Below are 15,216 nucleotides of genomic sequence, written 5' to 3'. Positions count from 1 at the left end.
AGGTGCCGCATGGCGGACCACGGCGCGGACGGGGACCACAAGCTCACCGAGGAGCGGCTCGCGCTCTTGAGCGTGCTCCAGGAGCTCACCGTCGCGGCGCTTGATCTGCTCAATCCCTACAAGCCCGCCGACGACTTCCTGGACCGCGTCGCGGAGCGGCTGGGGTGCGCGGTCGCCCTCTGGCTCCAGCCGGATGAGCGGGGACACGTCGGTCTGCTGGGCGCGAGCGGACTGTCCTCGGCGTCCCGCCAGCTGCCGATTCCAGGGCTGCCCCCGCGCCTGGGACAGCCAGCGCCCCACTGGGTCGACCTGCCCTATCCGGAGCTGGACTCGCCGGGGCTCGTGCGGTGGTCCGTGCCCATCGACGAAGCGAGGGCTCCTTCCAGCTTGCTGCTGCTGTACTTCGACCGCGAGCCGCGGCTGCCGCGGCAATACCGGGGCATGGTGGAGCGGCTTGGGGGTGTGCTCCACACCGCGCTCGTCCACCGGCAGCTCTTCGCGCGGACCCTGGACAGCGAGCGCGCGCTCCAGCGGGAGCGGGACTTCAGCTCGGCGGTCCTGGACACGGCCCGCGCCCTGGTGATCGTCCTGGATCCCGAAGGGAGGATCGTCCGCTTCAACCGGGCGTGCCAGGAGATGACGGGCTACTCCTTCGAGGAGCTGCGCGGTGCGTACTTCTGGACGCGGCTCCAGCCGCCGGAAGACGCGGAGCGGGTCGCGAAGAACTTCGCAGTGCTCGCGGCCGGGCTGGGGTTCGAGCAGTCCGAGCATCACTGGATGACACGCAAGGGAGAGCGCCGCCTCATCTCCTGGGCCAGCAACGTGCTTCGAGGCGAGTCGGGAGCGATTGAGTACGTCATCGGCACCGGCATCGACATCACCGAGCACCGCCGGGCCGAGCAGGAGCGCGATCAGACCTTTCAGCGGGAACAACAGGCGCGCGCCCGCGCGGAGGCGCAGGAGGGGCGGTCCGCGCTCCTGGCGGAGGCGTCCGGGCTGCTCACCGGCTCGCTCGCCCCCGAGGACGCGCTGCGCAGCGTGGCCGCGCTGACCGTCGAGCGGTTCGCCGACTGGTGCGCGGTGGACCTGCTGGACGGGGGGCATTCCTTCCAGCGCATCACCGAGGCTCGCTCCGACGTGCTGCACGCCACCGCGACCGCGCGGATGCACTGCGCGCTGCCCGACCTGGAGGCCGCGCATGGCCCGGGGAGGGTGCTCCGCCTGGGCGAACCGGAGTTCTGCCCGGAGGGGTGCGCCTCCATGTCACTGGGGTGCGTCCGGGACGGGCAAGGCCTGTCCGAGGTCGTCGAGTTCCAGTCGTGGATTTCGGTGCCCCTGCTCGCACGGGGGCATACGCTCGGCGCGCTCACGCTCGCCCGCGTTGAGGGCGGTGGCCGGTATGGCCCGGCGGATTTCGCGCTCGCGCAGGAGCTGGCCCGCCGCGCGGCGATGGCGCTGGACAACGCCCGCCTCTACCAGCAGGCCCAGCTGGCGATTGGCCTCCGGGATGAGTTCCTCTCCATTGCCTCCCATGAGCTGAAGACCCCGGTCACGTCCCTCCAGTTATCGGTGCAGGGCCTGATGCGCCTTGCCCGGACCGGGGCACTGCGGACCGCGCGGGTGGAGACGGTGACTCACTCCCTGGAGGTCATCGAGCGTCAGGCGAAGCGGATGGCGAAGCTCGTCAACACCCTGCTGGACGTCTCCCGCATCCATGCCGGAAAGCTCGAGCTGGAGTTCGAGGAGGTGGACCTGGCCGCGCTGGTCCGGGACGTCGCGGCGCGCTTCGCCCCCGAGCTGGCCACGTCGGGGACCTGGCTCCAGGTCCACGCCGACACGGCGATGCCGGGGGTGTGGGACCGGTCGCGCTTGGATCAGATCGTCACCAACCTGCTCTCCAACGCCATCAAGTACGGCGAAGGAAGGCCCATTGAAGTCCGGGTGGAGGGAGACGCCGTGAGGGCCCGCCTGGAGGTCCGGGATCAGGGCATCGGCATCCCGGCGGAGCGGCACGCGCGCATCTTCCGGGCCTTCGAGCGCGCGGTGTCGTCCCGCCACTACGGCGGGCTGGGCCTGGGCCTCCACATCGTGAACCAGCTCGTGGAGCGGCTGGGGGGCTCGGTCCAGGTGGAGAGCGAGGCGGGGCAGGGAGCCACCTTCACGGTGGAGCTTCCACGCCGGGGGCCTTCCACGTCACCCTCCACGCAACCGCCAGCGCAGGCGGGGCTCTAGGTGACCTGGAATGAGCACATCCGAAGGCAGACAGTCGTTGGACGAGATCGCGGGGCACTGGGCCCTCCACGACGGGACGCTTCGTGCGTTCACGGTCCAGACGGTGGAAGGGGCAGGGGTGGTCATCGACATCACCTGTGTCCCTCGGCCGGAGAGCCCTGTGGCGGAGTTGCGCCTGCGGCTCAGCGGGGTGACCCGGTTCGACCTGGCCTGGGACGAGGGCTCCGCGTTCTATTTCGTCCCGGGCTACACGGCCTTCATCCTGGAGTCGGGTTCGGTCTACCTCTCGCTCGACCCCCACGACGACAGGGCGGAGGCCCCCGATTCAAGGGATGCCGGTGTCATCGAGGCACGGCGCATCCACGCTGAGTTCGTCATGAAGCGGGGATGAACGCCGGAGCGCCCAGGGGGCTCCGGCGTCATCTCTTGCGCCACTAGGCCGGCTTCGGCTCGACGCCCGGGTTGCGGCCGTCCATGGGGGCCTGCGCGTCCGTCTGGTAGTAGTCGCGCACCACGTAGCGGCGGGCCACCAGCGCCATGCCCACGGCCGCCACGGTGGCCAGGGCCGCGTAGAAGAAGAACTGCGCGGAGCCCGTGAAGACGTTGAGCGCCGCGGCGATGGCCACCGCCACGTTCGCCAGCGTGTTCGTCACCAGCCACACGCTCTGGATGGTGCCCTTCATCTGCCGGGGCGCCTGCGTGTACGCGAACTCCAGGCCCGTGGTGGACACCAGGATCTCCGCCACCGTCAGCACGATGTACGGCAAGAGCTGCCACGCGATGTTCAGCGTCGTCCCGCCCTCCATGGCCACCTGGAAGAAGCCCGCGATGACGAACGACGCGGCGCCAATCACCAGGCCCAGCGGCATGCGCCGCAGCGGCGTCAGCTCCCAGCCCATCCGCTGGAAGGCCGGGTACACCACGGCCGTCAGGAAGGGGATGAGCAGCATCACCAGCATGGGGTTGATGAACTGCATCTGGCTGGGCTGGAACACGATGCCGCCCACGTTGGGGTCCATGGACCGCGCCTGCACCACCCAGGTGGACGCCTTCTGATCAAACAGCATCCAGAAGAAGGGCACGAACGGCAGCATCAGCGCGGACACGCGGAACACCGCCTTCACGCCCTCCACCGCCTCCGCCGGGTGCTCCGCCTTCGCCTTGTCCAGCCAGGTGCCGCCCGCCGCGTCCTTGCCCCGGAACGCGCTGCCCAGCACCTTGAAGAACGAGTGCGGATTGGGGCCCGTGGGCGGCACCAGCACGTAGTGCTTGCGGCCCGCCCAGAAGATGATCGTCGCCAGGAACATCAGGATGCCCGGCACGCCGAAGGCCACCGCCGGCCCGTAGTTCTTCATCAGCACGGGGACGAACAGCGACGCGAAGAACGAACCGAAGTTGATGGTCCAGTAGAAGATGGCGAAGACCTTCTTCACCAGGTGCTTGTTCGTCTCCGTGAACTGGTCGCCCACCATCGCGGACACGCACGGCTTGATGCCGCCACTGCCAATCGCGATGAGCGTCAGGCCCGTGTAGAAGCCCGTGGCGTTGTCCTCGAAGAGCGCCAGGCACGCGTGCCCCGCGCAGTACACGAGGCTCAGCACGAAGATGGTGTGGAACTTCCCGAAGAAGCGGTCCGCCAGGTACCCGCCAAGGAGCGGGAAGAAGTACACGCCCGCCATGAACAGGTGCATCAGGTACTTCGCCTGAGCCTCCCGCGCCCCCGTCTCCGGCACGTGCGTGCGCAGCAGGTAGTCGATGAAGAACACCACGAGGATGTTCCGCATCCCGTAGAAGCTGAAGCGCTCACAGGCCTCGTTCCCGATGATGTAGGGAATCTGAGGCGGGAAGCGCTGGGAGGTGGGGGCGGTCGAGGTCTCGGCCATGCCCCCACCCTACCGGGGCCCCTCAGGCCGCGTCCACGCGCTTGCCAATGCGGGCCCGGCGCGCCTTGCCCAGCACGTGCTTGAGGTAACGCCCGGTGTGGCTGGCCTCCACCTTCGCCACTTCCTCCGGCGTCCCGATGGCGAGAATCTGCCCGCCGCCCGAGCCGCCCTCCGGCCCCAGGTCGATGAGCCAGTCCGCGCTCTTGATGACGTCCAGGTTGTGCTCGATGACGAGCACGCTGTTGCCCGCCTCCACCAGCCGGTTGAGCACGGACAAGAGCTTGCGGATGTCCTCGAAGTGCAGGCCCGTGGTGGGCTCGTCCAGGATGTAGAGCGTGCGCCCGGTGGCCACCCGGGCCAGCTCGCGGGCGAGCTTGATGCGCTGCGCCTCACCGCCGGACAGGGTGGGGGAGGGCTGGCCCAGCCGCAGGTAGCCCAGGCCCACGTCGGTGAGCGTCGTCAGCACGCGCAGGATGTCCTTGTGCGCGCCGAAGTGGTCCACCGCTTCCCGGACGCTCAAGTCCAACGTCTCCGCGATGTTCTTGCCCTTGTAGCGCACGCGCAGCGTGGCTTCGTTGAAGCGCTTGCCGTTGCAGACCTCGCAGGGAACGTACACGTCCGCCAGGAAGTGCATCTCCACCAGCTTCACGCCGTCGCCCTCGCACGCCTCGCAGCGGCCGCCCTTGATGTTGAAGCTGAAGCGGCCCGGGCCGTAGCCGAACGTGCGCGCCTCCGGCGTCATGGCGAAGACTTCACGGATGGCGTCGAACACCTTGGTGTACGTGGCCGGGTTGCTGCGCGGCGTGCGGCCAATGGGCCGCTGGTCGATGTCGATGACCTTGTCCAGGTGCTCCAGGCCCTTGATGGACTTGTGCTTGCCCATGGGCTCGCGGCTCTCGTAGAGAGCGCGCGCCAGGGCCGGGTACAGGATTTCGTTGATCAGCGTGGACTTGCCCGCGCCGGACACGCCCGTCACCGCCGTGAAGATGCCCAGCGGGATGTCCGCGTCCACGTTCTTCAGGTTGTTCTCCGTCGCGCCCACGATGGAGATTTGATGCTTGGGGTTCACCGGCCGGCGGGACTCGGGGATTTCAATCTCCTGGCGGCCGGACAGGTACGCGCCGGTGAGGCTCTTCTCGTCCGCCATCACCTGCTTGGGCGTGCCCTGGGACACCACCTGCCCGCCCAGCTCGCCCGCGCCGGGGCCGAAGTCCACCAGGTAGTCCGCCTCCTCCATCGTCTCTTCGTCGTGCTCCACGACGATGACGGAGTTGCCCAAATCACGCAGGCGCTTGAGCGTGGTGAGCAGCTTGCCGTTGTCACGCTGGTGCAGGCCGATGGAGGGCTCATCCAGGATGTAGATGACGCCCGTCAGCTCGCTGCCCATCTGCGACGCCAGCCGGATGCGCTGGCTCTCACCGCCGGACAGCGTGGACGCGGTGCGGTCCAACGTGAGGTAGCCCAGGCCCACGTCCACCAGGAAGGACAGGCGGCTGCGGATCTCCTTGAGCAGCTCCTGGGCAATCTTCTCCTCCTGCGCGCTCAGGCCCATCTGCGTGAGGAAGGTGCGCGCCTCCGTGATGGTCATCCGGCTCAGCTCCACCAGCGTGCGCAGGTGCACCTTCACCGCGCGGCTCTCCGGACGCAGGCGCTCGCCCTTGCAGGACGGGCAGGGCTTGTCGCTGAAGTACTTCTGCAGCTCCGCCTTGCGCGCCTCCGACGTGGTCGTCTTGAAGTTGCGCATGGTGCGGGCGAGCAGGCCCTCCCACTCCATGTCGTACTGGCCGTTGTCGCCCCACTGCACGGTGAAGGACTTGCCCTTCGCGCCGTTCATCAGGACGTCCTTCTCCCGCTTGGTCAGCTTCGCGTACGGGACGTCCAGATCAATCTTGAACGCGGACGCCAGGCTCTCCACGAAGTCCGCCGTCCAGCCCTCGCCGCGGTTCATGCCGCTGGCCCACGGCTCAATCGCGCCGTCGCGGATGGTGCGCGACGGGTCCGGCACCAGCAGGTCCGCGTCCATCTCCGGACGGGTGCCCAGGCCGTTGCAGTCCGTGCACATGCCCAGCGGGTTGTTGAAGGAGAACGACGCGGGCGTCAGGTCCCCGAAGGACAGGCCGCACGCGGGGCACGCGTTCAGCTCGCTCATCACGCGGTCGGACGCGAGCGTTCCCTTCTCATCCGTGATGATGAGCGTGCCCTTGCCCTCGCGCAGCGCGGTCTCCACGGAGTCCGTCAGGCGCGTGCGCAGGTCCGGCTTCAACACCAGGCGGTCGATGATGAGCGCGATGTCGTGCTTGGACTTCTTGTCCAGCTCGATGCGCTCCTCCAACTCGCGCACCTTCCCGTCCACGCGCGCGCGGGAGAAGCCCCGCTTCTGCGCCTCCGCGAGCAAATCCTTGTGCTCGCCCTTGCGGTTCGTGACGATGGGCGCCAGCACCTGGAGCTTGGTGCCCGCGGGCAGCTTCATGATCTCATCGACGATCTGCTGCGCGCTCTGCTTGCCCACCTTGCGGCCGCACTGGGGGCAGTGCTGCACGCCGATGGAGGCGTAGAGCACTCGCAGGTAGTCGTGCACCTCCGTGACGGTGCCTACCGTGGAGCGCGGGTTGTTGCTGGCCGCCTTCTGCTCGATGGAGATGGTGGGCGACAGGCCTCGCAGCGTGTCGTAGCGGGGCTTCTCCATCTGCCCCAGGAACTGGCGCGCGTAGGAGGACAGGCTCTCCACGTAGCGGCGCTGTCCCTCGGCGTAGAGCGTGTCGAACGCGAGCGAGCTCTTGCCGGAGCCCGACACACCGGTGAACACCACGAGCTTCTTCTTCGGGATGTCCAGGGAGACGGTCTTGAGGTTGTGCTCCCTGGCACCACGGATGGAAATGACGTCGGGCTCGGACATGGGGGGCGCTTTATCACTGAAAGGGTGTTCCGGTGCACGCAAAGGCGCACTACCGGAGAGGTTCAGCGGAAACACCCGAAAGCGCCGCCCCCATCCCCACAGCCAAACGGGCACGCGGCCGTCCTGCGCGCTCCACTCGTCCCCTCTGGGAGTCGCACGGCCCCCGAGGGTCAGGGGTCGGTGTGGCATCGACCGTTTGTGAAGCTTTTGCAGTCGCTTCCACGAAACGTGGAATCTCCTGATTTACCCGTTAAATGCTGTTCCCCAGCGTGGGCGCCCGTTTGCCGTGTTGGCGGCGTGACGGCGCCTCGTTGGGACGTCCAGGCACCAGGGTTGCATCTTTCCACGCCGACCGGAGCCACGTGCAGTGCTGTGTGGGGGGACTCCGGTGCCGCGTGTAGGAAGGACGGGACTCTGTATGCGTGGACTCCGATGGCTGGTGTTGGCGTTGGTGGTGGTGGCGACGGCGTGTGAGCGACCCACTTCACAGCAGGCACGCACGGGCTTCGCGGCGCGGCCGGAGCTCCTGGAGTTCGGTCCCGCCGCCGTGGGGCGCACCAAGACGATGACGCTGCGGCTGGCGAACCAGGGGCGCGCGTCGTACCGCGTGGAGGGGGCGCGCTCGTCGCTGCCCAACGTCAGCGTCCCGGTGTTCGAGCCCTTCACGCTGACGGCCGGCGCGGAGCACGAGCTTGAAGTGCGCTTCACGCCCGACGTGGAGGGCGCGGTGCAGGGGCAGCTGGAGCTGTTCACGGACGCGTCCGGCGGCGCGGCGACGCAGGTGCCCGTCAGCGGGCGCGGCGTGAAGGCGCTGGTGGAGGTGCCGGAGACGGCGCTCGACTTCGGCAACGTGAACCTGGGGCTGGTGGAGATGCGCGAGGTGACGGTGCGCAACCCCTCCGACGTGGAGAGCCCGCTGGTGCTGTCGGTGGAGGGCGCGGACAAGGACGAGTTCTCCGCCGGCGCGGGGATGCCGTCCACGCTGGCGCCGCATGAGACGCGCAAGGTGCCGGTGGCCTTCAGCCCCGTGCGGCTGGGCAACGGCGAGGCGGAGCTGCATGTCGCCGTGTGCGACGGCTGCGAGCCCGCGGTGGTGAGGCTGACGGGCATGGGCGTGGCCGGCGCGCTGGAGGTGACGCCGCTGCGCGTGGACTTCGGCCGGGTGGCGGTGGGCGCCACCGCCGAGGAGCGCATCACCGTGCGCAACCTGGGCTCCGAGCCGCTCAGCTACAAGGGCGCGTCGCTCCTGGAGGACCCGTCCGGCGTGTTCAAGGTGGTGAGCGCGCCCGCGCTCCCCAACGACGTGCTGTCGCCGGGCGGGGTGGTGGAGCTGCGCGTGGCCTTCACGCCCGCGGTGGCCGGCAGGGCGCGCGACGGCCGCGTGGAGGTGTCCGTGCGCAAGCCGAAGACGACGTCGCCCGGCCCCAAGGTGACGCTGACGGGCGAGGGCGGCGCTTCGTGCGTGGAGGTGACGCCCGCGCACCTGGACTTCGGGCCGGTGGCCTTCGGCATGACGGCCACGCGCGACGTCACCGTGAACAACCACTGCCGTGAGGAGACCACCGTCACCGGGCTCCACCTCACCACGCAGGCGGGGGGCTACTTCACGCTCGCGCAGCCGCCGTCCAGTCAGCCGGTGGCGCCCGGGGGCACGCTGAAGGTGGGCCTCACCTTCAGCCCTCGCGCGGGCGTGGGCAGCGCGAGCAGCGGGCAGTTGGCAGTCACCTCCACCCAGCGCACCTCCAGCGCCACGGACGGCGTGACGCTGGCGGGCGAGGGCAAGGCCTTCGCGCCGTGCGAGTACGCGCTGCCCTCGGTGCTGGACTTCGGCCAGGTGCCGGTGGGCTCGGAGGTGGCGCTGGGGGTGACGCTGCGCAACACCGGCACGCAGGCGTGCTTCCTGGCGGGGCTCCAGTTGGCGTCGGGGTCGGACCCGGCCTTCCGCGCGGCGACGGTGGCCAACAGCGTGCTGGAGCCCGGCAAGAAGGCGACGCTGCTCGTGCGCTTCCGCCCGTCCGGTGAAGGGGAGTTCCAGGGGCTCGCGGAGGGCTGGGTGAGCCACCCCACGCGCGGCCACCCGTTGGTGAACCTGGTGGGCCGGGGCGTGCAGGGGTGCTTCTCCGTGCAGCCCACCACGGTGGACTTCGGCATCAGCCGGCTGGCGTGCGGCCCTCGCACCCGCGAGTTCATGGCCTACAACGACTGCCCGGGGGACGTGAAGGTGACGGGCATGAAGCTGGAGCAGCCGGGCCAGGAGTTCGCCGTGTCCGGCCCGCTGCCCGCGACCATTCCCGCGGGTGGGCGCGTGAAGCTCACCGCGAAGTACGCGCCCGTGGAGGAGGACGAGGACGCGGCGACGGTGCGCTTCACGCTGAAGGACGGCGCCGTCTACAACGCGGGGCTCGTGGGGCGGGGCCTGGCGAAGACGGACCAGACGGACCGCTTCGTCCAGCAGTCGGAGGCGCGCGTGGACGTGCTCTTCGTCGTGGACAACTCGGGCTCCATGATGGAGGAGCAGCAGAGCCTGGGGGATAACTTCTCGGCCTTCCTGTCCGCGGCCACCGCCGCGCAGGTGGACTACCGCATCGGCGTCACCACCACCGGCTTGGACCCGTCTCCGGGCGGCTGGTCCGAGTGCCCCGGCGGCGCGCTGGGCGGTGAGAACGGGCGCCTGTTCCCCGTGGACGGCTCCAGCCCGCGCATCATCACGCCGGAGACGCCCAACGCGGCCGGCGTCTTCGCCAACAACACGCACGTGGGCGTGTGCCACTGGAACGAGCAGGGCCTGGACGCGGCGTACCGCGCGCTGTCGGATCCGCTGCTCTACGACCTGGATGATCCGCGCACGCCCCAGTCCAACGACGGCAACGGCGGGTTCCTGCGCGAGGAGGCGAAGCTGGCCATCATCGTGCTGTCGGACGAGGAGGACTTCAGCTCCCAGCCGGTGTCCTTCTACGAGACCTACCTCCTGGCCCTGAAGGGGAACGACCCGTCCAAGGTGAGCTTCAACGCCGTGGTGGGCCCGGAGGACCTGAGCACCTGCACCACCTCCAGCAGCTCCGGCAGCCGGTACATGGAGCTGGCCCGGAAGCTCAACGGCGTGGTGGACAGCATCTGCACGCCCAACTGGGCCGCGTCGCTGGAGAAGCTGTCGGAGAGCGCCTTCGGGCCCAACCGCGCCTTCCCCCTGTCGGAGGTGCCGGAGGACCCCGGCGCCATCGCCGTCCGGGTGGACGGGCTGCCCGTGACGGACGGCTGGTCCTATGACGCGCGGGCCAACGCTGTCATCTTCGACCGGCTGCGCGCCCCGGCCCCGGGCGCGGTGGTGGAGGTCACCTATCCGCTGGGTTGCCCGTAGCGGGGGCGGCCATACGTCCGTCACTGGAAAGTGACAGAGTCGGATGACTCGACAGGGAGGGGTGGGAGGCCTTGAGTGAAGGACATGCCGCAGGACTCCCTCCTCGTCGCCGCGCTGGGTGACATCCATGGCCGCTTCCACCGCGTGGAGGCGTGGCTGGATGCGCTGGAGCAGGCGCGTGGCCGGAGGGTGGACCTGGTGCTGGCGGTGGGGGACGTGGAGGCCTTCCGCCACGCGGACGACCACCGGCGCAAGGCCGCCAAGCGCGCCATGCCCGCGGAGTTCGCCGAGTACGCGGACGGCATCCGCCGCGTGAAGCGGCCGCTGTACTTCATTGGCGGCAACAACGAGGACTTCGAGGCGCTGCACGACCTGCCCGACGGCGGCGAGCTGGCCCCGGACGTCCACTACCTGGGACGCGCGGGCCTGCGCACCCTGGGCCCCTTACGCGTGGCGTACCTGTCCGGCATCCACGCGCCGCGCTTCATCGACCAGCCGCTGAGGCGGCCCACCTCGCTTGATACGGCGAAGCAGGCGGGTTATTTCCGCACGCCGGAGGTGGAGCAGGTGGCCGCGATGCGGGACGTGGACCTGCTGCTGGTGCACGAGTGGCCCCGGGGCATCGTGCAGAGGGCCCGCGACGAACGTCTGGCCCCCTCGCGCCCGCTGCCCTCGCCGTGGATTGGCAACCCGGTGACGCGCAAGCTGGTGGACACGGTGCACCCGAAGTGGGTGATCTGCGGCCACTCGCACAAGCCCTTCGCCGTGGCGCTGGACTCGCATGGGCGCGCGCTGTCGCGCGTGGCGTGCCTGGACCAGGCGGCGCGGCCGGACACCGCCGTCTTCTGGCTGGAGTTCGAGGGGCGCGAGGCCCAGCGCGCCGGCTGGGGTGTCTCCGGCGTCGCCACCTGGCAGGCGGGACAGCGCTGGGGGCTGCACACGCTGCCGCCGCTGGAGGAGTCTGACGGGCCGGGCAGCGTGCCCGCGGACAACGGCGCTACAGCTTGACGACGTCCATGCCCTTGCGCGGCAGCTCCACGCGGAACTCCGTGTAGGGCCCGCTGCCGGAGAGCACCTCCACGCCGCCTTGATGCGCGTGGATGATCTGCTGGACGATGTAGAGCCCCAGGCCCAGGCCCTCGCCCCGGCCCCGGCGTTGCTGGCCGCCGCGGAACGGGTCGAAGAGGAAGGGCATCAGGTGGGCGGGGATGACGCCCACGTTGGTGATGGTGAAGTGCAGGGCGTGGTCGCGCGTGCCGTCCACGAGGATGCGCACCGGCTCCGCGGCGTCGCCGTGCTGGAGCGCGTTGCCGATGAGGTTGGAGGCCACCTGCGCCAGCCGGTCCGCGTCCCAGTCCCCCACGAGGTCGCCGTCCTGCCGCACCTCGATGCGGTGGCGGGGCCATGACGTCTGGTGCTCCTGCACCATGCGCTGCACCAGCTGCCCGAAGTCCGTCTCTCCCCGGCGCAGCGGAATCCCGCCCGCCAGCCGCGCGCGCGCCAGGTCCAGCACGTCTTCAATCATCCGGCTCATGCGCTTGCCGGCGGTCATCATCCGCGAGGCCGTCTTCTTCACGGCCTCGTCTTCCGAGCGGCGCTGGAGCAGGTCCGCCGCGGTGAGGATGGCGGAGAGGGGGTTCCTCAGGTCGTGGCCCAGCACCGCGGTGAACATCTCGTTGAGGCGCAGCGTCTCCGCGAGCGTGTCCAGCTGCTGCGCCAGCTGCTGCTTCTGGCGGTGCATCTGGAAGAAGACCTCCGCCTTGCCGCGCAGCGCGTGGGCCTCCAGCGGCTTGAAGAGGAAGTCCACCGCGCCGGCCTCGTAGCCCTTGAAGGTGCGCCAGGGGTCGCCACCGCCGGCGGTGACGAAGATGATGGGCACGTCGCGGGTGCGCTCGGAGCCGCGCATCAGCTCCGCCAATTCGAAGCCGTCCATCTCCGGCATCTGCACGTCCACGAGCGCGAGCGCGAACTCGTGCCGCAACAGCAGCTCCAGTGCCTCCGCGCCGGAGCGGGCGCAGTGCACCTCCACGTCGTCACGCCGCAGCACGGCGGAGAGCGCCAGGAGATTCTCCTCCAGGTCATCGACGAGCAGGCACTTCACCCGGGAAGCCACGGGCAGGGGCTCCTTGCTGAGGACGGACAGGTCAGATAGCACCGCCATCTCCCCATGCCCGGAAGACGGCGGGCATCTGTTCAAGAGGCAGCACGAAATCCACCGGCCCTGCCGCGACGGCTGCCTGGGGCATGGCAGGCGAGCGAGCGGTGTTGGGGGCCTGCACCAGGGTGACGCCGCCCCGCCGTTTCACCGCCTGGAGCCCCAGCGCCCCGTCCGCGTTGGCGCCCGTCCGTAAGGATGACGCCGCCCAGGCGTGAGCCATAGACGGCCGCGGCGGACTCGAACAGCACGTCGATGGCGGGGCGGGAGAAGTGGACGGGGGCGTCCATGGACAGCGCGAGCGACGGCCCCCTCGCATCCCGGTCCACGAGCAGGTGGTAGTTGGGAGGCGCGAAGTAGATGGTTTCGGGCTGGATGGGCTGCTTGTCCGTCGCCTCGTGCACTGGCAGCGTGCATCGGGCGGTGAAGACCTCCGGCAGCAGGCTGGGAGTCTGCGCGGCAGGTGCAGGACGACGAGGACCGCGGGCCGGAAGTTCGTGGGCAGCGCGGGCAAAATTTGTGTCAGGGCATCCACCCCTCCCGCGGACGCACCAATGACGATGGCGTCGACGCGGCCAGCGGGCGGAGTGGGCATGGCGGTGGGGCCTCCTCTATCGCTTCTGGTAGAGCCTATCCTCGGGGACGACAGGGGTGAACGAGTCCTCGTGCGAGGAGAAGCGCAGCGACTCGCGCGCCCCCAGGCCCAGGAACCCCTTGTGACAGAGCGCCTCCGCGAACAATCCCAGCGCGCGCTCCTGCAGCTCGCGGTTGAAGTAGATGAGCACATTGCGGCACGACAGGAGCTGCACCTCCGCGAAGACGCTGTCGGTTGCCAGGCTGTGGTCCGAGAAGACGATGTGCCCCTTGAGCGACCGGTCGAACACCGCGCCGCCGTACGCGGCGGTGTAGTAGTCCGACAATGACGTGCGCGCGCCGGACAGCCGGTGGTTCTGGGTGAAGGACGCGATGCGGTCCACCGCGTACACACCGGCCTCCGCGCGCTGGAGCGCGGTGGAGTTGATGTCCGTGGCGTAGATGAGCGTGCGCTCCAGCAGCCCCTCCTCGCGCAGCAGGATGGCGAGCGACCAGGCTTCTTCCCCCGTGCTGCACCCGGCGACCCACACCTTGAGCGACGGATAGGTGCGCAGCACCGGCACCACGTGCTCGCGCAGGTTGCGGAAGTAGGACGGGTCGCGGAACAGCTCGCTCACCTGCACGGTGAGGTAGTCCAGCAGCACGGGGAACAGCGCGGGTTCGTGCAGCATCCGGTCCTGGAGCTGGGACAGGGTGGCGCAGTCGAGGTGCTCCGCGGCCTGGGCCAGCCGGCGCTTGAGGGAGGACTCCGCGTAGCCTCGGAAGTCGTAGTGGTATTTCAGGTAGAGCGCATCGAGCAGCAGCCGCAGCTCGATGTCGAACTCCTTCGTCGCCACGTCGAGCATGCGCGGTCTCACCCCTTGGGCATCCAGACGCGCAGGAGCGACAGCAGCTTCTCCACGTCGAGCGGCTTGGCGATGTAGTCGTTGGCGCCCGCCTGGAGGCACTTCTCCTGGTCGTCGCGCATGGCCTTCGCGGTGAGCGCGATGATGGGCAGCTTGCGCCAGGCGTCGTGCTTGCGGATTTCGCGCGTGGCGGTGAGGCCGTCCATCTCCGGCATCATGATGTCCATCAGCACCAGGTCCACCGCGAGCTGGGGCTGGGCCAGGCTCTTCGTCAGCAGGGCCAGGGCCTCCTTGCCGTTGCGGGCGATCTCCACCTTCGCGCCCCGGGGCTCCAGCACGCTGGAGAGGGCGAAGATGTTCCGCACGTCGTCCTCCACCACGAGGATGCGGCGGCCCTCCAGCGTGGACTCGCGGTCGCGTGCGGCCTGGAGCATGCGCTGGTGCTCCGGTGGCAGGCGCGTCTCCACCTGGTGCAGGAACAGCGTCACCTCGTCCAACAGGCGCTCTGGGGAGCGTACGCCCTTGATGATGATGGAGCGTGAGAAGCGGCGCAGCTGCTGCTCCTCGTCGAGGCTGAGCGTGCGGCCGGTGTAGACGATGACGGGCGGGAAGGAGACGGCCTCCTCGGCGGCCATGCGCTCCAGGAGGTCCTGGCCGCTCAGGTCCGGCAGGCGCAGGTCCATCACCATGCAGTCGAAGGTGTGCTCGCGAAGCCGTTGGAGCGCGTCGTGAGCGGTGGCGACGCACTCCACCTCCACGTCCTCCGTCTCCAGCAGCTTCTGGATGCTCTCGCGTTGGCGGGCGTCGTCCTCCAGCACCAGCACGCGGCGGGTGCCCGGAGCGGACTTCGTCTCCAGCGTGCGGAAGACGTCCAGCAGTTGCTCGCGCTGCACGGGCTTGAGCGCGAAGCCCACCGCGCCCAGCTCCAGCGCCTCACGCGTCCGGTCCGCGGCGGACAGCACGTGCACCGGGATGTGGCGCGTGCGCGGATTGCGCTTGAGCTGATCCAACACCGTGAGGCCGGAGTGGTCCGGCAGGTTCATGTCCAGGATGATGGCATGGGGCGCGTGGCCGAGCGCGGCCTCCAGGCCGTCCGTGGCGGTGGCGGCCAGGAGGCACTGGAAGCCCAGCTCGCGCGCCAGGTCGCGCAGGATGAGGGCGAAGCGCGCGTCGTCCTCCACCACCAGCAGCACGCGCGAGCCGGAGGTGAGCCGCTCGCGGTCGTCCTCCAGGCCGGGGGGCGGGGCCGGCGT

At 69.6% G+C, this 15,216-nt stretch carries 10 protein-coding genes and 1 pseudogene; 4 read left to right on the top strand and 7 right to left on the bottom strand.

The features are described from left to right. Positions 1–9 precede the first annotated feature (9 nt). Positions 10–2,232, top strand: a complete 2,223-nt coding sequence (locus tag D7X99_RS31475; protein WP_121780992.1) for an ATP-binding protein — start codon at positions 10–12, stop codon at positions 2,230–2,232. A 10-nt stretch (positions 2,233–2,242) separates the two neighbouring features. Then, a complete protein-coding gene (locus tag D7X99_RS31470) occupies positions 2,243–2,623 on the top strand; it encodes a hypothetical protein (protein ID WP_121780991.1) in 381 nt (126 codons plus the stop codon). Between the two features lie 43 nt (positions 2,624–2,666). On the opposite strand, the gene D7X99_RS31465 is transcribed toward D7X99_RS31470, so the two are convergent. Both D7X99_RS31465 and uvrA read right to left on the bottom strand, forming a co-directional pair. Beyond that, on the bottom strand, positions 2,667–4,115 hold the full coding sequence (locus D7X99_RS31465; RefSeq protein ID WP_121780990.1) for a POT family MFS transporter: 1,449 nt from the start codon (positions 4,113–4,115) through the stop codon (positions 2,667–2,669). Between the two features lie 22 nt (positions 4,116–4,137). Next, a complete protein-coding gene (gene uvrA, locus D7X99_RS31460) occupies positions 4,138–7,011 on the bottom strand; it encodes an excinuclease ABC subunit UvrA (protein WP_121780989.1) in 2,874 nt (957 codons plus the stop codon). A gap of 418 nt (positions 7,012–7,429) precedes the next feature. On the opposite strand from uvrA, the gene D7X99_RS31455 reads away from it, so the two are divergent. Both D7X99_RS31455 and D7X99_RS31450 read left to right on the top strand, forming a co-directional pair. Next, positions 7,430–10,369, top strand: a complete 2,940-nt coding sequence (locus D7X99_RS31455; protein WP_121780988.1) for a choice-of-anchor D domain-containing protein — start codon at positions 7,430–7,432, stop codon at positions 10,367–10,369. Between the two features lie 84 nt (positions 10,370–10,453). Beyond that, a complete protein-coding gene (locus tag D7X99_RS31450; RefSeq protein ID WP_121780987.1) occupies positions 10,454–11,377 on the top strand; it encodes a metallophosphoesterase in 924 nt (307 codons plus the stop codon). Here the strand turns inward: D7X99_RS31450 and D7X99_RS31445 are convergent. From D7X99_RS31445 to D7X99_RS31430, 5 genes and pseudogenes are all read right to left on the bottom strand, one after another. Then, entirely contained in the window at positions 11,367–12,530 is a 1,164-nt protein-coding gene (locus tag D7X99_RS31445) for a hybrid sensor histidine kinase/response regulator (RefSeq protein WP_169831350.1), read from the bottom strand. The genes D7X99_RS31450 and D7X99_RS31445 overlap by 11 nt on opposite strands. Next, positions 12,514–12,747: a chemotaxis protein CheB gene (locus D7X99_RS44340; protein WP_253906059.1), complete on the bottom strand. Its 234-nt coding sequence runs from the start codon at positions 12,745–12,747 to the stop codon at positions 12,514–12,516. Before D7X99_RS44340 ends, D7X99_RS31445 begins: the two co-directional genes overlap by 17 nt. A 31-nt stretch (positions 12,748–12,778) precedes the next feature. Continuing rightward, positions 12,779–13,119 (bottom strand): annotated as a pseudogene (locus tag D7X99_RS44335) (chemotaxis protein CheB); the annotation flags it as partial. 16 nt (positions 13,120–13,135) lie between these two features. Next, positions 13,136–13,975 (bottom strand): protein-glutamate O-methyltransferase CheR, encoded by an 840-nt coding sequence (locus D7X99_RS31435; RefSeq protein WP_233613869.1) that lies wholly within the window; start codon positions 13,973–13,975, stop codon positions 13,136–13,138. Further along, positions 13,972–15,216, bottom strand: a 1,245-nt coding sequence (locus D7X99_RS31430; protein ID WP_121780985.1) for a response regulator, incomplete at its 5' end; no start/stop codon positions are given. The genes D7X99_RS31435 and D7X99_RS31430, both read right to left, overlap by 4 nt.

It is taken from the genome of Corallococcus sp. AB032C, from assembly GCF_003668935.1.
Classification (GTDB): domain Bacteria; phylum Myxococcota; class Myxococcia; order Myxococcales; family Myxococcaceae; genus Corallococcus; species Corallococcus exiguus.
The sequence above is the reverse complement of the archived record's forward strand: the minus strand, read 5'-3'. Positions and strand labels throughout refer to the sequence as shown.

Coding starts and splice junctions, on each gene's coding strand:
- D7X99_RS31450 (WP_121780987.1), top strand. CDS start 10,454: ATGCCGCAGGACTCCCTCCTCGTCGCCGCGCTGGGTGACATCCATGGC.
- D7X99_RS31445 (WP_169831350.1), bottom strand. CDS start 12,530: ATGGCGGTGCTATCTGACCTGTCCGTCCTCAGCAAGGAGCCCCTGCCC.
- D7X99_RS31455 (WP_121780988.1), top strand. CDS start 7,430: ATGCGTGGACTCCGATGGCTGGTGTTGGCGTTGGTGGTGGTGGCGACG.
- D7X99_RS31465 (WP_121780990.1), bottom strand. CDS start 4,115: ATGGCCGAGACCTCGACCGCCCCCACCTCCCAGCGCTTCCCGCCTCAG.
- uvrA (WP_121780989.1), bottom strand. CDS start 7,011: ATGTCCGAGCCCGACGTCATTTCCATCCGTGGTGCCAGGGAGCACAAC.
- D7X99_RS31475 (WP_121780992.1), top strand. CDS start 10: ATGGCGGACCACGGCGCGGACGGGGACCACAAGCTCACCGAGGAGCGG.
- D7X99_RS44340 (WP_253906059.1), bottom strand. CDS start 12,747: ATGGCTCACGCCTGGGCGGCGTCATCCTTACGGACGGGCGCCAACGCG.
- D7X99_RS31470 (WP_121780991.1), top strand. CDS start 2,243: ATGAGCACATCCGAAGGCAGACAGTCGTTGGACGAGATCGCGGGGCAC.